We start from the raw sequence: 24,395 nt of genomic DNA, 5'->3' as shown, positions 1-24,395 counted from the left end.
CGGAACGCCCCAGGGGTCTTTCGGGTCTCAACCCACCCGTACCCGGTCCTCCGGCAGCAGATGCCGGGCGACGAGTGCGTCGCGGACCAGGCCCGCGTACACCGTGGCACCGTGCACGGAGGTGTGCGTGTTGTCCTTCTTCTCGTTGTAGAGATAGATCGCCTTGGAGCCTTCCACTCCCAGCGATTCCACCAGCGCCTTGGTCTGCGCCGTGAGATCGATCAGTGTTACCCCCTCGGCGGCGGCGACCGAGCGGATGACGCCCGGCAGGTCGACGCCGAGTCCGTTCACCAGCAGTGCTGTGTCGTTGTTCAGTGTGCCGTCGGCATTGAACCAGCGTCGGACGATCGGTGTCACCAGAACCGGACGACCGCCCATCTCCCGGATACCCGCTACGAGGGTTTCCAAGTTCGCGCGGTACGTCGCCTCGTCGGTCGTCTTGTCGTTGTGGGCGAGCTGGACCAGGACGAGGTCACCGGGGTTGATCAGCGGCTGAACCGTCCCCCAGAGCAAGGGATTCCCCAGATAGGTGACCGTACTCTCCCCGGAATCCGCGTAGTTGGCGACGGAGACACCCTTCCGCAGGAACTGCGGGAGCTGTTGGCCCCAGCCGGAATACGGGTCGCCCGGTTGGTCGCACACCGTGGAGTCGCCGATCAGGATGATCTGGTGGGGGTGGTGGGCGGGGGTCACCCGGATGTCGGCGAGGTCGGGGGCGGTGCCGCCGAGGGTGAGGTCGAGGCCGGGGGTACCGTCGGGGCCGGTGGGTTCGCCCTCGGGGGTGCGGACGTTCACGGTGAAGCTGCGGGTGACCGTCTGCCCGGCCGCGGTGGCCGTCTCGGGGAGCAGGGAGCGCCGGGTCTCGCCGCTGATGGCCGTACTCGCCGCGCTCTCGCCGCCGAGGCGGACCGTCACGTCGTAGGTGCCGGGCGGGACGTCGAAGTGGCAGGCGGTCGCGGTGCAGTCGGCGATGCCGAGCGGGGGCGTGCGGTCGTGGGCCTGTGCGGGGGCGGCCGACAGGGCGGTGCTCAGGGTCACCGCGGCCAGCAGGGCGATGTTGAAACGTCTCATCCGTGGCTCCTCCGTCCGACGACAAGGCCTGGCGGTGGACCGTACCGCTCCGGACAAGCGCTTTCTAGACCTGTGCCGAATTTCGCATCATCGCCAACTCCCACACCGCGAAAGCCCTTTCGCGAAATCGATTCAACTGTCACCCTCCAAAGCACCCGCACCCCCACCTCCCGAAGGAGGCACCCCCCATGTCCGGTTCCGTGAACAGACCGGTCCGTCGCCGCACCTTCGTCCTCGGCACGGCGGCCGCGGCCGGTTCGGCGGCGCTCGCCGGACCGCTCGCCGAGAGCGCGTCCGCCGCGAGCTTCGGCTACACCGACGACGGCTCGAACTACGTCGTCGACACCGGCACCAGCCTGGTCCTCAAGGTCAGCAAGACGAACGGCGACCTGACCTCGCTGGTCTACAAGGGCACCGAGTACCAGGGCTACGGCGGCATGAACTCGCATGTCGAGTCCGGCCTCGGCGCGTCCACCGTGACGATCGCGCAGTCCGGCACGACGATCCTGATCTCCGTCACGCACGGCACGCTGAAGCACTACTACGCGGCCCGCAGCGGCGAGAACAACGTCTACCTGTGGACCAACAAGGCCGACGACTCCGTCAGCGCGACCCGCTACATCGTGCGCGTGAAGGCCGGCATGTTCCTCAACGACGAGCCGGATTCCTACACTTACGCGCCCACCACCATCGAGTCCGCCGACGTCTTCGAGAAGTCCGACGGCCAGACCCGCTCCAAGCACTACTCGAAGAAGCGGGTCGTCGACTACGACTACATCGGCTGGACCACCGGCAGCGTCGGCCTGTGGGTCGTGCGCAGCAACCACGAGAAGGCGTCCGGCGGCCCGTTCTACCGCTCCCTGCTGCGCCATCAGAGCGCGGACGGCGGCGGGTTGTACGAGATCCTGTACTACGGCGAGAACCAGACGGAGGCGCAGCGCTTCGGTCTCCAGGGGCCGTACGTCATCGCGTTCACGGACGGCGGCGCGCCCTCCTCCTCGCTCTACCACGCCAACCTCACGACCTCGTGGGCGGATTCGCTCGGCATCTCCGGGTACGTGGCCTCCGGCGGCCGGGGCCGGGTCGCGGGGGTCGGCATCACCGGGCGCGACACGGCGTACGCGTACACGGTCGGGCTCGCCAACTCGGCGGCGCAGTACTGGGGTTCGGCACGGGCGTCGGACGGCTACTTCTCCATCGCCGGAGTCCTGCCGGGGACCTACACGTTGACCGTGTTCAAGGGTGAACTCGCCGTCTACACCGGGTCGGTGGCGGTCACCGCGGGCGGCACGACGACGCTGAACAGCATCGCGATCCCCTCCTCGAACGACCCGTCCAACGCGAGCGCGATCTGGCGGATCGGCAACTGGGACGGCACGCCGAGCGGGTTCAAGAACGCGGACCTGATGACGTACGCGCATCCCTCGGACGTGCGGGCCGCCTCCTGGACCGGCAATGTCGTCATCGGCAGCGGGACGGAGACCTCGGCGTTCCCCTGCTACCTCTGGAAGGACGTGAACAGCGGCCTCATCGTGTACTTCAAGCTGACGGCCGCTCAGCTCGCCGCCGCACACACGCTGCGCATCGGGGTGACGACGGCGTACGCGAACGGCCGGCCGCAGGTCGTCGTCAACGACACCTGGACCTCGGCCGTCCCGTCGCCGCCCACCCAGCCGAGCACGCGGTCGCTGACCGTGGGGTCCTACCGGGGCAACAACTACACGTTCACGTACAGCGTTCCGGCCTCCGCCTGGCTGACGGACACGAGCGCGTACAACACGCTGAAGATCTATGTGGCGAGCGGGTCGGGGTCGACGTCGTTCCTGAGCGCCGGTACGTCGATCGACGCGATCGACCTTCTCGCCTAGAGGCGGCAACTTCCGGGCGGGGGACGGCGACTTGTGGGTATGACAGAGCCGAACACGCACCGCCGCTCCCCCGCCCGGCGTCGAGCCGCCGCCGTGGCGACCGGTACCGCGGCCGCCCTCGGGCTGGTCGCCGTGTCGCTGGTGACCCAGGCACGGGCCGCCACCGTCATCACCGTCGCCAAGGACGGTTCGGGCCGCTTCACCACCGTGCAGGCCGCCGTGAACGCGGCGGCCGCCGGCGACACGATCTCCGTCGCGAAGGGCACGTACGCGGAGATCGTCAACGTCCCGTCCGGGAAGACCGGGTTGACCATCCAGGGCGCCACCGGCAACGCCGAGGACGTCGTCATCACCTATGACCGGGCGGCCGGTTACACCGACGCCAGTGGCAACAAGTACGGCACGCTGGGCAGTTCGGTGGCGACGTTCTCGGCGAGCGGTCTCACCGTCGCCGGGATCACCGTCCAGAACACCTTCGACAAGGCGGCCCACCCCGACATCACGGACACCCAGGCCGTCGCGATCACCGCACAGGGCGACCGGCAGACCTTCACCAACGACAGGTTCGTCAGCCGCCAGGACACCGTCCTCAACTGGTCGCCGTCCTCGACCGGTCAGTACCGGCAGTACTTCTACTCGTCGTTCATCTCAGGGGACGTGGACTTCGTCTTCGGCAACGCCACGGCCGTCTACGACCGGGTCAACATCCAGCTGCGCAACTCGGGCGCGGCGGCGGGCGGTCTCAACGGCTTCCTGTCGGCGCCCAACACCAGCTCCGCGAAGACGTACGGCATCCTCGTCACCGGCAGCTCGGTGACCAGCTCCGCGGCGGCCAACACCTACTACCTGGGCCGTCCTTGGCATCCGACGGCGGACGCGGTCGGCCAACTGGTCGTCCGCCAGACCTCGTTGCCCGCTGCCGTGAAGGTCGCCGGGCCCTGGACGGACATGAGCGGCTACTCCTGGAAGAACGCCCGCTTCTTCGAGTACAAGAACACCGGCGCGGGCGCCACGGTGAACTCCAACCGCCCGCAGCTCACCGACTCCCAGGCCGCGAACTACACGGCCCAGAAGTACCTGGCGGGCACGGACGGCTGGAATCCGGTCCGGTAATCGAGCTGTCAACTACCGCGCGTCCACTGCTGGTTGGTCGCTCCGCTGCACGTGTACGTGATGATCGCGGCGGAGTTGGCGGTGGACGCGCCCGACACGTCCAGGCACTCGCCGCTCGTCCTGGCCTTGACCAGGACGTAGCTGCCGGACGTGGTCAGGCTCCACTGCTGGGTGGTGGCGCCGGTGCAGTTCTCCTGGGTGACGTTCGTGGAGTTCTCCTGGAGGCACAACGAGCTGCCCCGGCCCATGAGTTCGTAGTAGCCGGTGCCGAGGTCCTTGAACCACCACTTCTGGTTGGTGCCGCTGTTGCAGGTGTACTGGCTGATCGCGATGCCCTGCCACAGGGACTGGTTCGGTACGTCGGCGCACTTGGCGCTGTTGCGGGCGACGAGCGTGTTGTAGGTCGCGCTCGTCCCGGTGATCGTGCCGGCGGTCGTGTCGATCGACACCTCCGGGTACCAGGACGCCATGGACATCGAGGTGGTGGTCGGGAAGGTCAACGGCAGCCAGACGTAACGGGAGTCGTTGACGGTGCCGCCGAAGGAGTTGCCCCAGCGGTCGCCCATGTAGAGGTAGGAGGTGCCCGAAGTCCCCGTGATCGGGAGGACGTACGCCGTCTGCGAGTTGTACGCCGTCGAGTCTCCGACGTTGGTGAAGGCCGTCCAGGGGCCGGTGATGCTGGTGGCGGTGGCGTACTGCTGCTGGTTGGCGCTCCAGCCGGTGGCGCCCGAAGTCAGCATGAAGTAGACGCCGTTGCGCTTGAAGAGGGCCGGTGCCTCGCGGTGTCCGCCGACCCACGGGTTGGCGACCAGGCTGTCGATGGCGGTGTAGTCGGCGGTGAGCTTGTAGATGTGCAGGTCGTAGTTCTCGTTGGCGGCGGAGACCATGTAGGCGGTGCCGTCGGTGTCGACGAACGTCGTGATGTCCCGCGACATGTTGTCGCCGAGCGGCTGGAAGCTGCCCTGGTAGGTGTAACTGCCGTCCACGGTCGAGGAGACGGCGACAGCGGCCTTGGCCTCGCTGTAGTCGACGCCGTTCTCCTTGTGCATCCACATCACGAACTGCCCGGTGGACGCGTTGTAGATGACCTTCGGCCGCTCGATGTAGGCGGTGCCCAGCTCGGAGGCGCTGGACTGGGTCAGGACGTGGTTGCGGAACTCCCAGTTCTTCAGGTCCGTGGAGCGGTAGGCGTCCACGTACTTGAAGGTGTTGTCGGCGTTGCGGTCCTCGCCGAACCAGTAGTAGTAGCTGCCGACCTTGATCACCCCGCCGCCGTGCGCGTGCAGGGCGTTGCCCGAAGTGTCCGTGAACTGCGTGCCGTTGGTAATGGTCTCGGCCGCCGCCTGGGCTGGGCCCGCCGTCACCAGGGCGGCGGCGAGGGCGCAGACCAGGGCGAGCAGGATGGCGTACGCACGTCTCATCTCACACACTCTCCTTCACGGTGTCGGCCACGGGGACGCCGAAGTCGGGGGTGCCGTCGGGGTGCCAGCCGAGGAGCTGGATCCGGGTGTGGCGGTTGGGGTCGTTCAGGGGATCGCCCGTGATCTCCTTGTACTGGCGCGCGTGGTAGACGAGGACGTCGCTGCGACCGTCCTCGGCGACCGTGAAGCAGTTGTGGCCGGGGCCGTACTGCCCGGTGGTGTCGTTGCTGGTGAAGACGGGGGTCGGCGACTTGGACCAGTTCTCCGGGTCCATGAGGTCGGCGTTCGCGTCGACGCTCAGCAGGCCCATGCAGTAGTGCCAGTCGGTGGCGCTGGCCGAGTAGGACAGGAAGAGGCGGCCGTTGCGGGCGATGACGGCCGGGCCCTCGTTGACCTTGTAGCCGACGGTCTCCCAGTCGTACTCCGGTGTGGACAGGCGTATTTGAGGGCCCGTCAGGGTCCACGGGTTCGCCATCCTCGACAGCCACAGGGCGGTGTTGTTGTCCATGCCGGGCTCGTGCTGGGCCCAGGCGAGATAGCGGGTGCCCCGGTGGGTGAAGGTGGTGGCGTCCAGGGAGAAGGTCTCCCAGGCCGTCCTGATCTGCCCCTTCTCCTCCCAAGTGCCCTGGAAGGGGTTGGGGTTGGCGTTCTCCAGGACCCAGATGCGGATGTCCCAGACGCTCTCGGCGGGTGCGGAGGCGAAGTAGACGTACCACTTGCCGCCGATGCGATGGATCTCCGGCGCCCAGATGTGGGCGCCCATCACGCCGGTCGCGTGCTTGGTCCAGATCACCGACTCGGCGGCGGTGGCAAGGCCGTTGAGGGTGCGGGAGCGGCGCAGAACGATGCGGTCGTACTCGGGGACGGTGGCGGTGAAGTAGTAGTGGCCGTCGGTGTGCCGGTGGATGTACGGGTCGGCGCGCTGGCGGACGAGCGGGTTCACGAACGGGGCTGCTTTCGGGGACGCGGTCGCCGGGGCGGGGGTGATGGCCAGGGCGCCCGCGGCCAGGGCGGCTCCCTTCAGCATCAGCCTTCGGCTGGGTGCATGGGGCAGTTCGTCGTTGCGGCTCATACGGCTGCCTCTCGGAAACGTTCGAGATGGCGAACACCATCTGTCATTACGAACGACTTCGAACGCCGAAAAGGTAAGGGTGTGCCACCACGAGGTCAACGGGTCCGACGAGACAAAGGGAGAGCGCTTTCCGTCTGTTCTCGAATTTCTGTTATCCGGGTACGCCTCGAACCGTCTCCACTCCCGTGCGCAGCCATATCCACACGACAACAGCCGCCGCCGGCGCCCTCGCCGCGGTCGCCGCCCTCCTCGTCTCCGCTCCCCCGGCTTCGGCCGCCGGCGCCCGTGACGCGACCGCCGACGTGCTCGCGGACCGCGATGTCACGCTCACCGGTGACACGGTGGTCACCGTGCCGTCCGGGACGACGACGTACGACGGGGTGTTCCGCGGCCAGGGAACGCTGACCGTGCGCGGCGGTGGGACGCTGGTCCTCACCAAGGACAGCGACTTCACGCTTCCGGCGGCCCGGCGGCGGCAGAAGGTGACCACCCGGGGCGGCAACCACCCGTACACGACCGTCAGCAACCCGGATCCGCCCGCGATCACGGTCGAGCGCGGCACAACTCTCCAGTACGGCACGGGGGGTGGCACCGGCCTGATCGGTCACTTCCCGTACAGCACACCGGGTTACCAGTTGAACCAGCTCAACGTCCGGGTCGACGGCACCCTCCGCCTCTCCCTGACCCGCACCTTCAACATCGGCACCATCAGCGGCTCGGGCCTGGTCACCCAGCCCCGCAACATGTGGGGCACCCTCGACCTCGCCGGAACTCACCCTTTCTCAGGGGTGATCGACAACGGCACCGGCATGGCGGTCGGCCGCCCGGAGTACCCGGTGGCGCTGCCCGACGCCCGCGCGATCCTCAACCATGGCTCCTGGATCATCGACACCCCGCTGTACCAGACGATCACCCTGCGCCAGAACTTCTACCAGCGCGCGTACGGCAGCGACGTCAACGTCCACTCGCGCCCCGGCAGCAAGGTCGTCCTCGCCGGCCAGTACAGCTACAGCGACCAGGGCGGCGACACCAACCCCTCGCTCAGCGACCCTGGCCTCAACTGGCGTGCGATCGCCCACCAGTTGAACAAGCGGGGCACCAACATCGAGGGCGCGAACGTCCAGTGGGGCGACGGCACCACCCACCAGATCTTCATGCCGGGCACCAAGGACACCGTCTACATCAACCTCCACGCGGCGAGCGGGGTCCGGTCCAGGCTGACCTTCGACTACGACGGTCCGGTCACCCTCGGTGCGCCGATCGGCGGCGGCAGGTACCACGACACGCTGGCCGCGCCCGGCGCCGGGGACATCGTCGTCGCGGGGACGCGCGGGAACGACGTGACCTTCGCGGCGCCGCAGTACTACGACGGGTCGACGACCGTGGAGAGGGGGGCGGTGCTGCGGCTGGGGTCCGGGAAGCGGGGCGGCGACGGCGGGCTGCTGACCGGCACGGTGGGGCGGCGGATCGTGAACGACGGGACCCTTGTCGCACGGAACGTGTCACTCCCCGTGAAACTGTCATACCTCTCGGGCAAGGGGTCCCTCGTCCAGTCCGGCGCCGCGACGACGACACTGACGGGCACGGCGGTCACGTACACGGGGACGACGACGGTCTCGAAGGGCACGCTGGCGCTCCGCTCGGGGGCAACTCTCGTCCACAGCAAGGCGATCCGGCTCACCTCGGCGGGCGCGCGGCTGGACGTGGGGACGGCGGGACTGCGGGTGGCGACCACGCTCACCGGCTCGGGCACGGTGAAGGGTTCGGTGACGAACGGCGGCGTGATCGCGAGCGCCGGCCTCACCGTGACCGGGAACTACACGCAGAGCGCGAAGGGCGAACTCGTCCTGGGCACAAAGCCGTTGAAGGCGGCGGGCACGGTCGCCCTGGCCGGCGACCTGGACCTCTCGGCGGCCGGTACGCATCCCGCCCGGACCGTGACGATCCTCGATCACACGGGCGGCGCCCCAACGACCGGCTCCTTCAAGGGACTTCGCGAGGGCAGCAAGCTCATGCTCGGCGACACGACGTACCGGATCAGCTACCGGGGCGGCAACGGCAACGACGTCGTCCTGACCGCCGCCACCGCGAGCAGCTCCGCCTCCCCCACCGCCCACCCCAAGTCGTCGTCCGGAACGACGATCACCGAGGCCCGCACCGAGAACACCGCGCGCGGCGCCGGTTTCGGCTGGTGGCCCTACGCCCTCGGCCTCGGCCTCCTGGGCGCCCTGCTGGTCCCGGCGACCAAGCGCATCCGGGGCGGAAGCAGGCGCGGAGGTGGGGGCGGGAGGCACGCGGCACAGAGCTGACGGCCACGGCCTGGCGGTTGCCTGTCATTCCAGGGCGTCGACGGGAACGGTCATCGTGCGATGGCCGTCGCCGTTGGTCGGGGAGCGGGGACCGTCGAGGGCGTTCAGGGCGGCGGCCAGGTGGCGGGCCGCCTCGATGGTGAAGGCACCATCCGGTGTGGCCGTCCCCTCCGGAGGCAGTCGGGTCTCGTTCTCGGCCGGAGGGGTACTGCTGAAGAAGCGGGCCAGGTCGATGCTGACGGCCCAGCACGCCACGCCCACTTCGCCCTGGCCGGGTGCCGTCCGGCGAGCCCTTAGGTGGGCATAGAGAGTGAAGTTGTCCCCTCCGTAGGGGATCGTCGTGGAGTGTTCCTCACCGTCGGCCGACAGGCGCAGCAGTTCACGGGCAGCGGGTGCCAACGTGAACCGGGCCATCCCTTCCGCATAGACCACAGAGCCTCCTCAGGACGCGTACACGCAAGCTTCGCAGGTCGGGGACGCGACCACCAGATCGCCGTATGCCGGAACAGACGTATCGCATGTCGGGCAATCCGTTCACCAGTCGGACACAGTCCGCGTCCACGGCCGTATCGGCTAGCGTCGAGACATGACCAGCGACACCGCTCCCCTCCTCGCCGACGCCCTGGCCGCCGGAACGCTCGTTCTCGACGGCGGCCTGTCCAACCAGCTCACGGCGGCCGGGCACGACCTGAGCGACGAGCTGTGGTCGGCGCGGCTGCTCGCGGACCAGCCGGAGGCGATCTCGGAGGCGCATCTCGCGTACTTCGAGGCGGGCGCCGACGTGGCGATCACCGCCAGCTACCAGGCCACCTTCGAGGGCTTCTCGAAACGCGGGATCAAGCACGAGCGGGCGGCCGAACTCATGGCCGAGAGCGTGGAGTTGGGCGTCGACGCGGCGGTGGAGGCCGGGCAGCGGGGTATCGGGCGGCCCCTCTACGTGGCGGCCTCGGTCGGGCCGTACGGCGCGATGCTCGCGGACGGCTCCGAGTACCGGGGCCGGTACGGGCTGAGCGTGGCCGAGCTGGAGGCCTTCCACCGGCCGCGCCTGGAAGTGCTGGACTTCGTCGGTCCGGACGTGCTGGCCTTCGAGACGATCCCGGACGCCGTCGAGGCCGAGGCGCTGCTGCGGGCGGTGCGCGGGCTGCGTACGCCCGCCTGGCTGTCGTACTCGATCGCCGGGGACCGGACCCGCGCCGGGCAGCCGCTGGAGGAGGCGTTCGCGCTGGCCGCCGACGCGGACGAGATCATCGCGGTCGGGGTGAACTGCAGTGCCCCCGAGGACGTCGACGGCGCGGTCCAGATCGCGGCCCGGGTCACCGGGAAGCCGGTCGTCGTCTACCCGAACAGCGGTGAGACCTGGGACGCCAACGCCCGTGCGTGGACGGGCCGTTCCACCTTCACCGCCGAGCAGGTCGAGGGCTGGCGGGCCGCCGGCGCGCGGCTGATCGGCGGCTGCTGCCGGGTGGGGCCCGAGGCGATCGCGGACATCCGGCGGACGCTCACACCGTCGTGATCGAGTTCCGTACGACCACGTGCGTGCCGAGCAGCAGGTGCTCGTCCGGGGACTCCGGTGTGCGGCCCAGTGCGGTGCGCACCGCGAGGCGGCCCAGCTCCTCGTAGGGGACGTGGACGGTCGTCAGGGCCGGGTACAGGTCGCGGGTGAAGGGGATGTCGTCGTAGCCGGCCAGCGAGACGTCCCCGGGGACGTCGAGACCCGCCTCGTGCAGCGCGGTCAGGGCGCCCGCCGCGACCATGTCGGTGGCGGCGACCACCGCGGTGAACTCCAGTTTCCGGCTCAGCGCCTGGCGCATCAGCCGGTGCCCGGAGTCGCGGGTGAAGTCGCCGTGGAGCAGGAGTTCCGGGTCGGCTTCGACGCCTCGGGCGCGGTGCGCGGCGAGGTAACCGCGTTCGCGGCCCTGCGCGGTCGCGTGGTCGGGCTTGCCGCCGAGGAACAGGACGCGCCGGTGGCCCTGGGCCAGGACGTGCGCGACCAGGGCGTAGGCGCCGCCCTCGTTGTCGTACTCGATGACCGTGACCGGCGCGTCCGGGCCGAGCGGCGGGCGTCCGCACAGCACGAGCCGCGAGCCGGCCGCCGCGAGCGAGTCGGCGATACGGCGGGTGCGGATGCGGTACTCGGGGGTGTCGGCGGTGCCGCCGACGAGGATCACGGCGGCGGTGCGCTGGGCGCGCATGGTCTCGATGAAGTCCAGTTCGCGCTGGACGTCGCCCTCGGTGCTGCACACCAGGCACAGATGCCCGAGCCGGGTCGCCTCGCGCTCCACACCGTGTGCCATCAGGGCGAACGACGGTCCCGTGATGTCCTCCAGGACGAAGGCGAGGGTCGGTGTCCCGACGCCCGCCACGGCCTTGGCGCGGGCGTCGGCGACGTAGTCCAGTTCGCGTACCGCCCGCAGCACGCGTGTGCGGGTCGCCGTGCTCACCGGGTACTCGCCGCCGAGCACCCGCGACACCGTGGAGGCGGACACTCCGGCGCGGGCCGCCACGTCCCGGATGGTGCTCCCGTTCGCGTCCTGGCTCTTCCTGGTCATGCGCCGCCTCGCCCCTCCCCTGCCTGCGGGAACACGTTCGGCAACCGGTTCCCTGCGCGGAGGGTAGCAGCGCGCGACGGTCGGGAGGAGGGGCGCGCGTCGGCCAATTCGCCTACGTCAGTACGGCGGATGTCGGCAACTGCCGTTGGGCAACCGGTTTCAGGCCCGTACCCACGCGCTCACGAAGACTTCGGCAGATCCCCGGTCCGCCGCAACCGCCGTACGACCGACCGAAGTTCGACGGCACCGCGCGCGGGCGTGCCCACGACCGGGACCGCCGGCTCGCGCGTCGCCGTGTCGGCCGCCCAGAGGGCGAACTCGGGGTCGCGCGGACCGTCGGCGACGTAGGGCGCACCCTCGCCGAAGATCTGGACCGGGTGCGAGTCGTCCCAGGCGCGCCAGCCCGGGTCGCCGTCCACGGCGAACCGTACCCAGGCCGAGTGCATGGTGTCGGCGAGTTCCTGGGGCGCGCCCTGGCCCGCGAGTCTGGCGGCCTCGGGGATGTCGCCGGTGTCGAAGACGAAGCCGAGTTCGAGGGCGTGGCAGGAGCCGAGGTCGGGGAGGTTGGAGGGCCATGCGAACTCGTAGAGGTGGGAGCTTCCGGGGCGTGCGTCGGCGAGACGGTGCAGCGGGTAGCGCAGCAGGTGGTCGGTGACGAGCTGGCCGACGGTCTCGGCGGTGCCGGCTTCGGGGTGCAGGGCGCGGTAGCCGCGCGGGACCTCGACTCCGCAGTGGCAGCGGGCCATCGCGCCGGCCAGGGCGACCGCGCCGAGCCGGTCGACGCGCTCGTGCAGGCCGCCGGGGACCAGCCAGAGCCGGTACTCGTCGCGGGTCCAGCCCATCAACAGGTTGACGTCCCGGGCGACTTGACCGTCGATGAGCGCCTCCAGCGGGTCCCGGGGCACCAGTTCGCCGTCGATGACGATGCCGAACGTGGGCCCGCCGAGCACCGGGCTGCTGAGCCTGCCGACCTCCGCCTGGGTGCGCAGCAGCAGTTCGCGGTCGACGGCGGCGAAGGCCTCGGCGGTGGCGGGGATCTTCAGCCGGGTCGCCATCCGGCGCACCATCCGCCGTACCTTGTCGCGGTCGAAGGCCTCCGGCGGCCCGCTCTGCAGGACGGCCCGCCGTACGAGCCCTTGTGCCTGCGGGGCGGCGAGCAGGGCGCCGGCGCTGATCGCGCCGGCGGACTGACCGGCGAGGGTGATCCGGTCGGGGTCGCCACCGAAGGCCGCGACCGACTCGTGCACCCAGCGCAGCGCGGCGAGCTGGTCGCGCAGGCCGGGGTTGGCGGGCGCGTCCGGGAAGAGGCCGTAACCCTCCACGCCCAGGCGGTAGTTGACCGAGACGAACACGACTCCGTCGCGGGCGAAGGCGTGTCCGTCGTAGACGGGGACGGCCGAGGAGCCCCGGGTGAGCGCGCCGCCGTGCAGCCAGACCATCACCGGGAGTCGGGCGCCCGGGCCGGGGTCCGGGGTCCACACATTGAGGTTGAGGCAGTCGTCGCCGGGCACGAGGGGGTCGGAGAGCAGTTTGGCGAAGGCGTCGGAGTAGGGCGGTTTCGGCGGGGTCGGGCCGAAGGCGAGCGCGTCGCGCACCCCGGTCCAGGGCTCGGGCGGGACGGGCGGGCGGAATCTGCGCGAGCCGAAGGGGGGCGCCGCGTAGGGGATGCCCCGGAAGACCGCGATCCCGTTCTCGTACCGGCCGCGTACCGCCCCGTAGGGGGTTTCCACCACGGGGTCCGTCTGCTCTGCCGTCGTCGCTGCTGCCGTAGCCGCCATCCGCCCACCAGCTCCTCACCGCGCTCGTGAACCATGCTCATCAGAGCATCACATCGCCGCCCGCTATTCCGGCGGACGTACTCCGCCGGCCGGGTCACGCGATGTTTCCGTCCGCTGCGCCCTCTCCCACCGATTGACCCCCGCTCCTCGGCAGATCTACGGTAGAAGACGCTTTCAGAAAACGTTTCCGAAGCTGCATTCCACGTCGCACTACTGGAGGGTCATGCCCAGCGCCCAGCCGCCGAGGGCCGTGTTCGCCATGGATCCGGTGCACCTGCCCCTGCTCTTCCCCCCACCCCTGATGGCACGGCTCCGGCAGACGGCCGAGATCGACCCCGCGCTCGTCGTACGCGACTTCGCCGCCCCCGAGGCCGCCGGGGCCCTGGCCGGGGCCGAGGTCCTGATCACCGGCTGGGGCTGCCCGCACCTCGACGCCGGCGCCCTCGCGGCGGCACCCCGGGTGCGCGCCGTGCTGCACGCGGCGGGCTCGGTCCGCTCACTGGTCGGCGAGGCCCTGTGGGAACGCGGGGTGACCGTCTCCAGCGCGGTCACCGGCAACGCGCTCCCGGTCGCCGAGTACACCCTCGCCATGATCCTGCTCGCCGGGAAGGACACCTTCGCGCAGCGGGAGCGCTTCCGCCACGCGCACACGTACCCGACGCCCGCCGAGACCGCCGCGATCGGCAACCTCGGCCGCCGCATCGGCGTCATCGGCGCCTCCCGGGTGGGCCGCCGGCTGCTCGAACTGCTGCGGCCCCACGACTTCGAGGTCCTCCTCCACGACCCCTATGTCGGCGTCACCGAGGCCACCGCACTGGGTGCCGAACTCCTGCCGCTGGACGACCTGTTGAGCCGCAGCGACATCGTCAGCCTGCACGCCCCCGACATCCCCGAGACACAGCGCATGCTCGACCGCGGACGGCTCGCCCTGATCCGGGACGGCGGGGTGCTGATCAACACCTCCCGGGGCGCCCTGATCGACCACGACGCCCTCACCGACGAGTTGCTCTCCGGCCGGCTGACCGCGGTCCTGGACGTCACCGACCCGGAGCCGCTGCCCGCCGCCTCCCCGCTCTACCAGCTGCCGAACGTCTTCCTCACCCCGCACATCGCGGGCTCGCTCGGCAACGAGCTGGCGCGGCTCGGCTCCATCGTCGTCGACGAGTTGGAGCGGCTGGCCTCGGGCCTGCCGCCGGCCCACCAGGTACGGCACGCGGACCTGGCCCGTGTCGCCTGATCCGGGCCGTCCACAGGGCCCCCTGCCTGGAACAACGATGGGATACGGTTTCCGGACCGGCGCGGGAGCGGAGCCTCGCGCGCCCGGTGGGGAAGCCGATACCGCGAAGGAGTCGCCACGGTGAGTCAGCGCAAGACGTCGGGCGACGTCGGCCGGGCCACGATCCGGGACGTGGCGGAGCGCGCCGGGGTGTCGGTGGCGAGCGTCTCGCGCGTGCTGTCCGGCAACTATCCGGTGTCGGAGGAGCTGCGCCGCCGGGTGATGAAGGTGGTCGGCGACCTGGACTACGTCACCAACGCGCATGCCCGCTCCCTGGCGGGGGGCGGCACACCGACGGTGGCGATCCTCATCAACAACATCACCGGCGCGGCATTCGCCCATGTGGCCAAGGGAGTCGAGGGCGCGGCCACGCTGCGCGGCTGGCTCTCCCTGGTCGGCACCACCGGCGACGACCCGGAGCGCGAACTCGCGCTGGTCAACCTGATGCGCCAACAGGGCGTCGCCGCCGTGGTGTTGCTGGGCGGCGCCTACGACGTCGACGAGTACCAGCTGCGCATGGCCCGCTTCGCCCGCTCCCTCGACGCGGCCGGCTCGCACCTCGTGCTCGTCGGCCGCCCGCCGCTGGAGGGCGACGTCCCGGCCACGACGGTCGACTACGACAACGAGGGCGGTGCCTACGCCATGGCCAGCCACCTCCTCTCGGCCGGCCACCGCCGGGTCCTGCTGCTGCCCGGACACGCCGAACTCACCACGGCACAGGGGCGATTGAGGGGTGCGCAACGGGCCTTCGAGGCGTACGGCGTGCCGTTCGACCCGGGGATGGTGCGGCACGGTCCGTACGACTACGAGCACGGGTACGAGGCGGTCGAGGAGAGTCTGAGGGCAGGGGTGGACTTCACCGCGGTGCTGGCCGGCACCGACGTGGTCGCCGCGGGTGCCATGCAGGCGCTGCGCGCGGGAGGCCTCAGGGTGCCCGAGGACGTGTCGATCGTCGGCTACGACGACATCCCGCTGGCCTCGCAGCTCACCCCTCAGCTGACCACCGTGCACGTCCCGTACGAGGAGATGGGCCGGGTCGCGCTGCGCGCGGTGGCGGACCGGCGCGAGGGCGGCGGCACGGGCCGGCGCAGGGGAAGCGACGGCGACCATCTGGTGCTGGGCACGCACGTCGTCGTACGGAACTCGGTACGACCGCCCGCTCGGCGGGACTAGTCCAGCACACGGAAAGCACACGGAACCAGGGCGTTACGTAACCGGTTTCTCTTGAAAGTCCCAGGCCGGACGGGGTCTGTCCTGGGCTGTCGAAACAAGTCGCTGCACACCTCTTGCTCCGAACAGCCCCCGATGCCTACCTTCCAAGCAACCGGTTTCTACCTCTTCTCTTCCGAAGGAACACGGTCTGATGAACTTCACCAGCCCCCGGAGAAGGTTCGCTCGGGCAGCCGTCGCGGGCCTCGCACTGACAGGTCTGCTCTCCGCCTGCGGCGGATCCGGATCGGGAGACACGACGTCCTCCGGCCCGGTCACCCTCCCCTTCTGGGGCTGGGCCAACGGGCAGGACGCGGTCGTGAAGGCGTTCAACGCCGCTCACAAGGACATCAAGCTCAAGTACACCAAGGTCACCGACCAGTTGACGATGCAGAAGCAGCTCACCAACGCGGTCAAGGCCGGCAACGCGCCCTGCCTGGTGCAGAACACGGCGGAGTACGTGACCACCTGGGTCTCGCAGGGCGCGCTCGCCGACATCACCAAGTACGTCTCCGCCGACAAGGACAAGTTCAACGCGGGCTCGTGGGCCAGTGCGCAGGTGCAGGGCGAGTCCTATGGCGTGCCGACCAGTTCGGCCCCCGCCTTCACGATCTACCGCACCGACATCTTCCAGAAGTACGGGCTGAAGGCGCCCACGACCTGGGACGAGTTCATCGCCGCGGGCAAGGTGCTGAAGAAGCACGGCATCAAGATCACCAACTACGCCGGTGAGGACCCGAGCACCCTGGAGGTGCTCTCCATGCAGGCCGGGGCGCACTGGTACGCCATCGACGGCAACTCCTGGAAAGTGGACTTCCAGGACGCGGGCAGCCTCAAGGCGGCCAAGGTGATCCAGGACATCGTCGACAACGACCTCGCCTCCAAGCTGTCGTTCGCCGACTACGCGGCCGTCCAGCGCAACTACGACAACGGCGGCACCGCGACCCGGCAGATCTCCACCTGGCAGATGGCGGGCATGGTGCAGAACTTCACCAAGTCCGACGGCAAGTGGGCGCTGTCGCCCTGGCCCACGTTCGCGGGCGAGGCCGCCAAGACGCCCGCCGGCACCAACCAGAGCGGTGGCGTCACCCTGGTGACCAAGCAGTGCGCGCACCAACAGCAGGCCGCCGAGGCCGCGTTGTGGATGTCCACCAACCCCGGCGCGGTGAAGACGATGGCGAGCCCGACCACCGGAAACGGCGTCATGCCGGCGCTGGCCGACAGCAACGCGTATGTCGCCGAGGCCATCTCCGACAAGCTGCTCGGCACGAACTACGAACCCGCGAAGAAGGTCGTCACCGACAGCCTGAACACGGTCACCTCGGACTGGGTGTTCGGCCCGGACTGGACCGCCATGTTCACCGAACTCCAGACGGGCTGGGCGAAGGTGATGAACAAGGAGGAGAAGGTCACCGATCTGCTGGCCCACATGCAGGAGTGGACGGTCAAGGACCTGAAGTCCCGCGGTATCAGCGTCAAGGGCTGAGGCAGCACAGATGATTCGCTCCCAGCGCTGGAAGGGGGCCGCGTTCACGGTGCCCTTCCAGCTCGGTTTCGTGTTCCTCTACCTGATACCGATCGGGTACGCCGTCTACGAGTCGCTGTTCGTGGAGCACCAGTCCGGGCTCGGCCTCGGCGGCTCCACGGAGAGGTTCTCCGGCCTCCGCAACTACCAACAGGGCCTGACCGACTCGGCGTTCATGAACTCGGTACTGCGCGTGGTGCTGTTCGCGTGCGTGCAGATCCCGGTGATGCTGCTCGTCAGCCTGCTCCTCGCGCTGTTCCTGGACGCGCTGTCCTCGAAGGCTGCGGGCCGCTTCCGCATCCTGCTCCTGGTGCCGTACATGATCCCCGGAGTGGTCGCGGCGATCGTGTGGATCAACCTGTACAGCCCGGACGTCGGCCCGTTGACCCCGCTGGGCAAGGCGTTCGGCCTGTCCTGGAACTTCTTCGCACCCTCGATGGTGTGGCCGTCCATCGGCAACCTGCTGACCTGGCACGGCATCGGCTACAACATGGTCATCATCTACTCGGCGCTCCAGGGCGTGCCCCGCGACCTCTTCGAGGCGGCCCGGCTCGACGGCGCCTCCGAGTTCCGGGTCGCGACGAGCATCAAGATCCCTTACGTACGAGGGGCGTTGGTGCTGACCGGGATGCTCTCGATCATCCAGATGCTGCAGATCTTCAACGAACCGGCCCTGTTCCGGAACGTCACCCCGCAGACGGTGAACGACAACTTCACACCCATCATGATCATCTACAACCAGGCGTTCAACGCGGGCAACTACCACTACGCGGCGGCCCTTTCGGTCCTCCTCGCCCTCATCCTCGGCCTCGCCTCCTTCCTCTTCTACCGGCTCACCGCGAAGGAGGCCGACTGATGACTCTCACCGCGGACCGCCGGACAACTCGTCAGGTCCGCCGTCTCGACAAGCCCGATCCGGCGGCCCGTTCACGCGGCGGCCAGCGCTTCCTGCTCGTCGGCCTGGTCCTGGCCGGCGCCTACAGTCTGTTCCCGGTGTGGTGGCTGATCGTCGCCGCCACCAAGAACCGCACGGGCCTGTACCAGAGCAACGGCCTGTGGTTCTCCGGCATGCACCTGTGGGCCAACGTGCGTCAGGTCTTCACCTACGAGAACGGCATCTTCCTGCGCTGGACCGCCAACTCGTTCCTGTACGCGGGCGTCGGCTCCCTGGGCGGCACCCTCGTCGCGCTCGCCACCGGCTACGGCCTCGCGCGCTTCGAATTCCCGGGTCGCAGCGCGGTGTTCGCGTGCGTGGTGGGCTCGTTCTTGATCCCGATCGCCCTGCTCACGCTCCCGCTGTACCTGATGTTCTCGAAGATCGGCCTGGTAGACACCCCCTGGGCGATGCTGATCCCCTGCCTGATCAACCCGTTCAGCGTCTACCTCGCCAAGGTGTACACCGAGGCCACGATCCCCTTCGAACTCCTGGAGGCGGCCCGCCTGGACGGCGCCGGCGAACTCCGCATCTTCTTCAGCATCGTGCTGCGGATGATGACGACGGGCGGCGCCACGGTGTTCCTGCTCGCGTTCGTGAACACCTGGAACGCCTTCTTCCTCCCCCTCACCGTCCTGCGCGGCGAGAACAACTGGACCCTCAACATCGGCCTCTACAACTGGTCCGGCAAACGCCTGGAGTCGGGCGTCGACCTCACCGGCCTGGTCCTGACCGGGGCGCTGCTGTCGATCGTGCCGATGGCCGTGATGATGGTGGCGATGCGGCGGTACTGGCGGACGGGCGTCACCCTGGGAGCCCTCAAGTGACCTTGCTGCACAACCCTGTTGTCCGAGGCTTCGCCCCCGACCCCTCCATGGTGAGGGCCGGCGACCGGTACTACGTGGCGACCAGTTCCTTCGAGTGGTTCCCGACGATCCCGATCCACCGCTCGCGGGATCTCGCGCACTGGGAGTACTCGGGCCATGTCCGGGGCGCGGTCCCCGGCGACTCCCTCGCCGGTGTCCCGGACTCGGGCGGCATCTGGGCGCCCTCGCTGAGCTGGGACGGCGAGCGTTTCTGGATGACGTACTCGATCGTCCGCTCGGTCGGCACGCCGTACTTCGACGCCGACACCTACGTCACTACGGCCTCGGACGTCGGCGGGAAGTGGAGCGCCCCGCGGCGGGTCGTGAGCCACGGTTTCGACCCGGCGCTGTTCCACGACGAGGGCCGGCTGTGGCTGCTCAACCTCCAGAACGACCACCGCCCCGGCGGCCGGCGCTTCGCGGGCATCGTCGCGACCGAGCTGGACCGCGACACGCTCGCTCCGGCCGGCCCGACGCATCTGCTGCTCCAGCACGAACGGCTCGTCGAGGGACCGAAGTTGGTGCGGCGGGGCGACTGGTACTACCTGCTCCTCGCGGAGGGCGGCACCGGGTTCGAGCACGGGGTGCTGGTGGCGCGCGGCCGTACGGTCACCGGTCCCTACGAGGTCGACGACCGCCCCCTGCTGACGTCCCGGGACGATCCATCGGCGCCGTTGCAGAAGGCGGGACACGGCGAGCTGGTCGAACTGCCTGGCGGTGACTGGGTGTTGAGCCACTTGGCCGCGCGACCTCTCGCGACTCCCGCAGGGCCTCGGTGCACCCTGGGCCGGGAGACGGCGGTCCAGGCAGTGGCCTGGGACGCGGAGGGCTGGCCGAGGCTGCGGGACGGGGGGTGGCACCCGGCGGAGGAGGTCGCCGTGTCGACGCGGCCCGCCACAGCACCCGATCAAGTCGCGTACTCGGAGGGGCCGTTGGGGTGGCCTTGGAACGGTCCACGCGGGTACCCCGACCCGTCCTGGGCCGACGCCACCACCCGCCCCGGCTGGATCCGGCTGCGCGGGCGGCACGGGCCGGAGTCGCGGTGGGCGCACAGTCTGCTCGCCCAGCGGCTCACGGAACATCAAGCCGAGGCCGAAGTCACCGTAGAGGCAAGGCCGTCGACGTTCACGCAGGCGGCGGGGCTGGTGCTCTGGTACGGCGCCGACGCGTATCTGAGTCTGGACCTGACGTGGGCGGAGCCCGAGGGTGAGGGGCAGCGGGGTCAGCAGTGGCGGGACGGCGGCGGGCGTACGGTGCTGAGGCTGGTGGAGCGGGACGAGGACGTCACGCGTGAAGTGGCCGTCGTCGAGGTCGAGCTCGGGGCGCCGGTGACGATGGGCGCGACGGTCGACGGTGCCGACGCGCGGTTCTGGTACGTCCATGACGGCGAACGTGTGCCGGTGGGGCCGGTGTTGGACTTCGGCCGGCTCTCGGACGACCACGGTTCGCGGCTGCGGTTCACGGGGGCGATGGCCGGGATCCACGCCGTGGATCTCGTCGGGGCGGAGTTCACCGCCGACTTCGGCGGCTTTCGCCTGGAGTGCACCCCGCCCCGCTGACCTGTTCGGGGTTTCGAAAGATCGGGTCGCCGTCATCACGTGAATTCCCTGGTCTTCCCGCCGTGTTGACGCGCATCTATCGTAGGAAGCGCTTTCTGATCGGTTGGTGGTCGGGCCGTGAAACAGCGCTGGTCGAAACTTTCGTTGGCCCTCGGGCGGGCTGGAGAGGTGGTTCCCGATGGTCCGTGCGGGGAGCGCGAGCATGACGGCAGGGCCGACGCTGGCGGTCGTGGCCCGTGAGGCCGGGGTGTCCGTGCCGACGGCGTCGAAGGTGGTCAACGGCCGGGAGGACGTGGCGCCGGAGACCCGGCGGCGGGTGACGGAGGCGCTGGAGCGGCTCGGTTATGTGCGCAGGCCGCGCTTCGACGCGAACAAGGTGCCGGGGCTTGTCGACCTGGTGGTGCACTCGCTGGAGAGTTCCTGGTCGGGGGCGGTGCTGCACGGGGTGGAGGAGGCGGCGTACGAGGCCGGACTTGAGGTGGTGGTCTCGGCCGGGCTGACCCGGACGCGGGCGGACCGGCCGGAGCGGGGCTGGCTGGACAAGCTGGTCGGCCGGGGTTCGTCCGGAGTCCTGTTCAATCTGGCGGAGTTGACGGCGTCGCAGTACGCGTGGCTCGACCAGCACCGCATCCCGTTCGTGATGATCGACCCGGTGCAGGAGCCGCCGCCGGGTGTGGTGTCGGTCGGCGCAGCCAACTGGCACGGCGGGGTGACGGCGACCGAGCATCTGCTGTCGCTGGGCCACGAGCGGATCGCCGTGATCGCCGGTCACCGGCACAAGATGTGCAGCAGCGCCCGCGTCGCCGGATACCGCTCCGCGCTCGCCTCCGCCGGAGTGCCCGTGCGCCCCGACTACATCCGCCACGGCGGCTTCGACCAGGCCATGGCCCGCACCCGGATGCGTGAACTCCTCGACCTGCCCGAACCGCCCACAGCGGTCTTCGTCTGCTCCGACCGCATGGCGCTCGGCGCCTACGAAGCCCTGGCGGAACGGGAGTTGAGCGTCCCGGACGAGATCAGCGTGGTCGGCTTCGACGACCTGCCCGAGGCCCGCTGGGTGACACCGGCGCTGACCACGGTCCGGCAGCCCCTGTCGGAGATGGCCGCTACGGCCCTGCGGCTCCTCGTCCGCATGATGGACGGCGACCGGCCGGAGAGCACGCGGACGGAGTTGTCGACGCGGCTGGTGGAGCGGGCCAGTACGGGTATCCCGCGGGGCTGAAGACTGCTCCGTGGTGATCCTTTGGGGGACCTCGGGTCGGCTTCGCAGGACGATGGAGAAGCGGTCATCTCCGGGTCACCGGCCAGAGCGCCGCCGGATCGCAGCGGGCCGGGCACGCCAGCAGATAGACCTCAGTGCCGAGAAACAACTCATAGGTGTCGGTGCCACCGCCGTAGGGCTGCTCCGGCCGGCCGGGACGGACGGCGAAACCCGTGTTCTCCGGGACCTGGCAGAGGTACACCATGTCGGCGCCGCACGCGCACCTGTAGTACTCGGGAAACTGCGCCCACGACGGCGCACCGCCCACCTTGAACTCCTGGGCTCCGATCCCGTCCGCGTCGGAGGTGTCCGTGAAGGGGCGCAGCGTCAACGGCAGCGCGCGCAGGGACGGTTCGGTCTCCGCCGTCGGCTGTGTCGCGTGGCGCTGGAGCAGCACGCGCCAGGGGATGTCGAGTTGGAAGAACAGAACGAGGCGCTCGCCGCAGAAGCACTCGGGCCATGGCTGGTCTTCGTCGAGGTAGGGCCGGCCGCCGACCGAGTTCCGGGTCGGCCCGTCGAGCGGCTCGGTGCCGACCTCGACCAGACGAGCGGACATCCTCCTCATCCCCCGTTCGTCCCCAGCCGCGCCGCCCAGTTGATCCCGCCCAGCAGATGCGCCCGGAAGTCCGGGTCCTCGTACGCCTCCGCCGCATGGCCGAGGGCCGTGTAGAAGACCCGGCCATCGCCCTTCCCGTGGCACCAAGCCAGGGGGTGGTCGGCGCCCATCCCGCCGCCCTCGTAGGAGGTTTCGTCGGCGGAGAGGAGGACGTGGGTCGAACTCCGCGGGTTGGTGCGGAAGTCGTACCACTCGTCGGTGAACTGCCATACGGCGGGCAGGTGTCGGGTGGCCGGATGGGTACGGTCCTCGACGACGGCCCTGCCGGGCTGGTGGGCGGGGTGGCGGTCGAAGCGGGCGCCGAGGAGGTCGCCGTAGTACGGCCAGTCGTACTCGGTGCAGGCCGCGGCGTGGACGCCGACGAAGCCGCCGCCCGACTCGACGTAGGACGCGAGGTGTTCGCGGCCCGCCGGGGTGAGCACCTCGCCGCTGGTGGAGAGGAAGACCACGGCCGCGTAGTCGTCCAGGGGGTGTTCGAAGGCGGCCGGGTCCTCCGTGGCGGTCACCTCGAAGGGGCCGAGGGTGCGCAGGGCGGTCTCCGCGGCCGGGATGGAGTCGTGGCGGTAGGCGGTGGTGCGGGTACAGGCGAGCAGGTGGGGTGCGGCAACAGCCATACGGAGCAGCCTATTTCACTCCGTGGGCTCAACCACCTGCCCCCGCACTGTCGTTGAACTCCCTGGGCGGGAGGACCACGGCGAGTTCGCTCTTGTACGGGCGGCGCAGCGACCGGGCCGACTCGCGCAGGACCTCGCGGCTCACCTTGCCCTGCTCGGCCGCCACGTGCACGAGGTGGCCCTTCGCCGCCATCACGTACTCGGCCTCTCCCCCACCGGTGCGGTACCAGGCGTTCCCGTCGCGTACGCAGGTCATGTGCTCGGTGGTGACCGCCTGCGTCGTGCAGTTCGCGTCGGTCATCGTGCCGGGCTCCACACGCAGGTTGATCACGGCACTGTTCTTCGGCGACATGTACGACACCGAGAGACCGACGTCCGACACGCCCACCGACTGCTGGGCGAGGGTGAATCCGGGCGGGTCGATGACGTAGACGAGGTCGGGGTCGAAGCCCAACGCCTGCGCGCGGGAGGCGATTTCGGCAGCCGTCGCCGGGGTCGGGGAAGAGGACGGGGAGGACGAGGCCTTCGGGGTTCCGGCACCGCTGCCCGCCTTCTCGGTGCCGCAGCCGACCATCAGCGCGGGCAGCAGCAGCAACAGCGGCAGGGCTCGTACGGAGCGGATCATGGGGCCATCCTGCCGTACGGGTGTTCCACGCTTCAGGGACTTTTCCCCTCCTTTGACGGGGTCCCGCCGCGTAGCCTCGGTGGGGATGAATGCCGTTCCCGCACGCCTGGACCATCTCGTCCTCGCGACCCCCGAACTGGCGGCGACAGTCGCCGACTTCACCCTGCGCACGGGTATCGCACCGGTGGCCGGCGGCGCCCATGTCGGGCTCGGTACCCGCAACTACCTGGTGTCTCTCGGCGGTTCGCGTTACCTGGAGATCCTCGGTCCCGACCCGGAGCAGGGCGAGCCGCCCGGGCCACGTCCGTTCGGTGTCGACGGGCTGTCCGGCGCCCGGACCGTGACCTGGGCGGTCAGCCCGCCCGATCTGGACGCGGCGGTCGCGGCGGCCCGCGCCCAGGGGTACGACCCCGGGCCCGTGCGCGCGATGAGCCGCCGCCGGCCCGACGGCACGCTGCTGGAGTGGCGGCTCACGGACGGGAGCACGGCACACCCCTCCGGTCTGGTGCCGTTCCTGATCGACTGGAGTTCCTCGCCCCATCCGACCGCCTCGGGTCTGCCCGTCGCACCCCTGCTGGAGCTCGCCGCGACCGCCCCGGCGCCGGACGAGATCCGCCCGTTGTTGTCCGCCGTGGGGGTGGAGCTGGCACTGACCCGGGGCCCGGTGGGCATCTCCTTCACGGTGAACACGCCTCGTGGGGCGGTGACGTTCTCATGAAGGGTTCCGGT

21 protein-coding genes are annotated in these 24,395 nt (G+C 69.9%); 12 read left to right on the top strand and 9 right to left on the bottom strand.

From position 1 onward, the window contains the following. Positions 1-27: 27 nt before the first annotated feature. A complete protein-coding gene (locus ACWDEW_RS00210; protein ID WP_450508091.1) occupies positions 28-1,071 on the bottom strand; it encodes a rhamnogalacturonan acetylesterase in 1,044 nt (347 codons plus the stop codon). Positions 1,072-1,259: 188 nt separating this feature from the next. On the opposite strand from ACWDEW_RS00210, the gene ACWDEW_RS00205 reads away from it, so the two are divergent. Together ACWDEW_RS00205 and ACWDEW_RS00200 are read left to right on the top strand one after the other, a co-directional pair. Further along, positions 1,260-2,939: a rhamnogalacturonan lyase B N-terminal domain-containing protein gene (locus tag ACWDEW_RS00205; protein ID WP_450508089.1), complete on the top strand. Its 1,680-nt coding sequence runs from the start codon at positions 1,260-1,262 to the stop codon at positions 2,937-2,939. A gap of 39 nt (positions 2,940-2,978) precedes the next feature. Beyond that, on the top strand, positions 2,979-4,052 hold the full coding sequence (locus tag ACWDEW_RS00200; RefSeq protein ID WP_450508087.1) for a pectinesterase family protein: 1,074 nt from the start codon (positions 2,979-2,981) through the stop codon (positions 4,050-4,052). Between the two features lie 8 nt (positions 4,053-4,060). Here the strand turns inward: ACWDEW_RS00200 and ACWDEW_RS00195 are convergent, their stop codons facing one another. Together ACWDEW_RS00195 and ACWDEW_RS00190 are read right to left on the bottom strand one after the other, a co-directional pair. Continuing rightward, positions 4,061-5,473, bottom strand: a complete 1,413-nt coding sequence (locus ACWDEW_RS00195) for an RICIN domain-containing protein (RefSeq protein WP_450508085.1) — start codon at positions 5,471-5,473, stop codon at positions 4,061-4,063. A gap of 1 nt (position 5,474) precedes the next feature. Next, positions 5,475-6,545 carry a glycoside hydrolase family 43 protein gene (locus tag ACWDEW_RS00190; protein WP_450508083.1) on the bottom strand — a complete coding sequence of 357 codons (1,071 nt, stop codon included), beginning with the start codon at positions 6,543-6,545 and terminating at the stop codon, positions 5,475-5,477. Between the two features lie 185 nt (positions 6,546-6,730). Here ACWDEW_RS00190 and ACWDEW_RS00185 point away from each other — a divergent pair, with 185 nt between their 5' ends. Beyond that, on the top strand, positions 6,731-8,854 hold the full coding sequence (locus tag ACWDEW_RS00185; protein WP_450508081.1) for an autotransporter: 2,124 nt from the start codon (positions 6,731-6,733) through the stop codon (positions 8,852-8,854). Between the two features lie 24 nt (positions 8,855-8,878). Here the strand turns inward: ACWDEW_RS00185 and ACWDEW_RS00180 are convergent, their stop codons facing one another. Continuing rightward, positions 8,879-9,286, bottom strand: a complete 408-nt coding sequence (locus ACWDEW_RS00180) for a hypothetical protein (RefSeq protein ID WP_450508079.1) — start codon at positions 9,284-9,286, stop codon at positions 8,879-8,881. 154 nt (positions 9,287-9,440) lie between these two features. Between ACWDEW_RS00180 and mmuM the strand changes: the two genes are divergently transcribed. Further along, entirely contained in the window at positions 9,441-10,367 is a 927-nt protein-coding gene (mmuM, locus tag ACWDEW_RS00175) for a homocysteine S-methyltransferase (protein ID WP_450508077.1), read from the top strand. Here mmuM and ACWDEW_RS00170 read toward each other — a convergent pair. Together ACWDEW_RS00170 and ACWDEW_RS00165 are read right to left on the bottom strand one after the other, a co-directional pair. Continuing rightward, positions 10,354-11,403 (bottom strand): LacI family DNA-binding transcriptional regulator, encoded by a 1,050-nt coding sequence (locus ACWDEW_RS00170; RefSeq protein ID WP_450508075.1) that lies wholly within the window; start codon positions 11,401-11,403, stop codon positions 10,354-10,356. The two genes, mmuM and ACWDEW_RS00170, sit on opposite strands and share 14 nt — an antisense overlap. A 179-nt stretch (positions 11,404-11,582) precedes the next feature. After that, positions 11,583-13,181, bottom strand: a complete 1,599-nt coding sequence (locus ACWDEW_RS00165) for a carboxylesterase/lipase family protein (protein ID WP_450508074.1) — start codon at positions 13,179-13,181, stop codon at positions 11,583-11,585. Positions 13,182-13,404: 223 nt separating this feature from the next. Between ACWDEW_RS00165 and ACWDEW_RS00160 the strand changes: the two genes are divergently transcribed. The 7 genes from ACWDEW_RS00160 to ACWDEW_RS00130 all read left to right on the top strand — a co-directional run bounded on the left by ACWDEW_RS00160 (position 13,405) and on the right by ACWDEW_RS00130 (position 21,772). Further along, positions 13,405-14,418: a hydroxyacid dehydrogenase gene (locus ACWDEW_RS00160; protein WP_450508072.1), complete on the top strand. Its 1,014-nt coding sequence runs from the start codon at positions 13,405-13,407 to the stop codon at positions 14,416-14,418. A gap of 120 nt (positions 14,419-14,538) precedes the next feature. Continuing rightward, the gene (locus ACWDEW_RS00155; RefSeq protein WP_450508070.1) at positions 14,539-15,630 is read left to right on the top strand and encodes a LacI family DNA-binding transcriptional regulator; all 1,092 of its coding nucleotides are present in this window, start codon (positions 14,539-14,541) and stop codon (positions 15,628-15,630) included. A 190-nt stretch (positions 15,631-15,820) separates the two neighbouring features. Next, positions 15,821-17,152 (top strand): ABC transporter substrate-binding protein, encoded by a 1,332-nt coding sequence (locus ACWDEW_RS00150; RefSeq protein WP_450508068.1) that lies wholly within the window; start codon positions 15,821-15,823, stop codon positions 17,150-17,152. Positions 17,153-17,162: 10 nt separating this feature from the next. Next, complete coding sequence (locus ACWDEW_RS00145; RefSeq protein ID WP_450508066.1) at positions 17,163-18,047, top strand: carbohydrate ABC transporter permease; 885 nt, start codon at positions 17,163-17,165, stop codon at positions 18,045-18,047. Further along, positions 18,047-18,952 (top strand): carbohydrate ABC transporter permease, encoded by a 906-nt coding sequence (locus tag ACWDEW_RS00140; RefSeq protein ID WP_450508064.1) that lies wholly within the window; start codon positions 18,047-18,049, stop codon positions 18,950-18,952. Before ACWDEW_RS00145 ends, ACWDEW_RS00140 begins: the two co-directional genes overlap by 1 nt. Continuing rightward, on the top strand, positions 18,949-20,550 hold the full coding sequence (locus tag ACWDEW_RS00135; RefSeq protein ID WP_450508062.1) for a family 43 glycosylhydrolase: 1,602 nt from the start codon (positions 18,949-18,951) through the stop codon (positions 20,548-20,550). Before ACWDEW_RS00140 ends, ACWDEW_RS00135 begins: the two co-directional genes overlap by 4 nt. Positions 20,551-20,728: 178 nt before the next feature. After that, entirely contained in the window at positions 20,729-21,772 is a 1,044-nt protein-coding gene (locus ACWDEW_RS00130; RefSeq protein WP_450508060.1) for a LacI family DNA-binding transcriptional regulator, read from the top strand. A 64-nt stretch (positions 21,773-21,836) separates the two neighbouring features. Here ACWDEW_RS00130 and ACWDEW_RS00125 read toward each other — a convergent pair whose 3' ends face one another. The 3 genes from ACWDEW_RS00125 to ACWDEW_RS00115 are packed head-to-tail and all read right to left on the bottom strand — an operon-like array spanning position 21,837 to position 23,666. Further along, positions 21,837-22,367, bottom strand: a complete 531-nt coding sequence (locus tag ACWDEW_RS00125; RefSeq protein ID WP_450508058.1) for a hypothetical protein — start codon at positions 22,365-22,367, stop codon at positions 21,837-21,839. 5 nt (positions 22,368-22,372) lie between these two features. Continuing rightward, positions 22,373-23,041: a ThuA domain-containing protein gene (locus tag ACWDEW_RS00120; RefSeq protein ID WP_450508057.1), complete on the bottom strand. Its 669-nt coding sequence runs from the start codon at positions 23,039-23,041 to the stop codon at positions 22,373-22,375. Between the two features lie 28 nt (positions 23,042-23,069). Next, entirely contained in the window at positions 23,070-23,666 is a 597-nt protein-coding gene (locus ACWDEW_RS00115; protein WP_450508055.1) for a hypothetical protein, read from the bottom strand. An 85-nt stretch (positions 23,667-23,751) separates the two neighbouring features. On the opposite strand from ACWDEW_RS00115, the gene ACWDEW_RS00110 reads away from it, so the two are divergent. Then, positions 23,752-24,384: a VOC family protein gene (locus ACWDEW_RS00110; RefSeq protein ID WP_450508053.1), complete on the top strand. Its 633-nt coding sequence runs from the start codon at positions 23,752-23,754 to the stop codon at positions 24,382-24,384. Positions 24,385-24,395 lie beyond the last annotated feature (11 nt).

The sequence above is a fragment of the Streptomyces sp. NPDC001100 genome (assembly GCF_053598575.1).
Note: the sequence above shows the minus strand (reverse complement) of the source record. Positions and strands in the feature narration are given on the sequence as shown.

What these genes read in the sequence shown, in the direction of transcription:
- ACWDEW_RS00170 (WP_450508075.1), bottom strand. Translation starts at nt 11,403, where the DNA reads ATGACCAGGAAGAGCCAGGACGCGAACGGGAGCACCATCCGGGACGTG.
- ACWDEW_RS00125 (WP_450508058.1), bottom strand. Translation starts at nt 22,367, where the DNA reads ATGTCCGCTCGTCTGGTCGAGGTCGGCACCGAGCCGCTCGACGGGCCG.
- ACWDEW_RS00110 (WP_450508053.1), top strand. Translation starts at nt 23,752, where the DNA reads ATGAATGCCGTTCCCGCACGCCTGGACCATCTCGTCCTCGCGACCCCC.
- ACWDEW_RS00140 (WP_450508064.1), top strand. Translation starts at nt 18,047, where the DNA reads ATGACTCTCACCGCGGACCGCCGGACAACTCGTCAGGTCCGCCGTCTC.
- ACWDEW_RS00200 (WP_450508087.1), top strand. Translation starts at nt 2,979, where the DNA reads ATGACAGAGCCGAACACGCACCGCCGCTCCCCCGCCCGGCGTCGAGCC.
- ACWDEW_RS00160 (WP_450508072.1), top strand. Translation starts at nt 13,405, where the DNA reads ATGCCCAGCGCCCAGCCGCCGAGGGCCGTGTTCGCCATGGATCCGGTG.
- ACWDEW_RS00145 (WP_450508066.1), top strand. Translation starts at nt 17,163, where the DNA reads ATGATTCGCTCCCAGCGCTGGAAGGGGGCCGCGTTCACGGTGCCCTTC.
- ACWDEW_RS00120 (WP_450508057.1), bottom strand. Translation starts at nt 23,041, where the DNA reads ATGGCTGTTGCCGCACCCCACCTGCTCGCCTGTACCCGCACCACCGCC.
- ACWDEW_RS00210 (WP_450508091.1), bottom strand. Translation starts at nt 1,071, where the DNA reads ATGAGACGTTTCAACATCGCCCTGCTGGCCGCGGTGACCCTGAGCACC.
- mmuM (WP_450508077.1), top strand. Translation starts at nt 9,441, where the DNA reads ATGACCAGCGACACCGCTCCCCTCCTCGCCGACGCCCTGGCCGCCGGA.
- ACWDEW_RS00130 (WP_450508060.1), top strand. Translation starts at nt 20,729, where the DNA reads ATGGTCCGTGCGGGGAGCGCGAGCATGACGGCAGGGCCGACGCTGGCG.
- ACWDEW_RS00115 (WP_450508055.1), bottom strand. Translation starts at nt 23,666, where the DNA reads ATGATCCGCTCCGTACGAGCCCTGCCGCTGTTGCTGCTGCTGCCCGCG.
- ACWDEW_RS00165 (WP_450508074.1), bottom strand. Translation starts at nt 13,181, where the DNA reads ATGGCGGCTACGGCAGCAGCGACGACGGCAGAGCAGACGGACCCCGTG.
- ACWDEW_RS00190 (WP_450508083.1), bottom strand. Translation starts at nt 6,545, where the DNA reads ATGAGCCGCAACGACGAACTGCCCCATGCACCCAGCCGAAGGCTGATG.
- ACWDEW_RS00150 (WP_450508068.1), top strand. Translation starts at nt 15,821, where the DNA reads ATGAACTTCACCAGCCCCCGGAGAAGGTTCGCTCGGGCAGCCGTCGCG.
- ACWDEW_RS00205 (WP_450508089.1), top strand. Translation starts at nt 1,260, where the DNA reads ATGTCCGGTTCCGTGAACAGACCGGTCCGTCGCCGCACCTTCGTCCTC.
- ACWDEW_RS00195 (WP_450508085.1), bottom strand. Translation starts at nt 5,473, where the DNA reads ATGAGACGTGCGTACGCCATCCTGCTCGCCCTGGTCTGCGCCCTCGCC.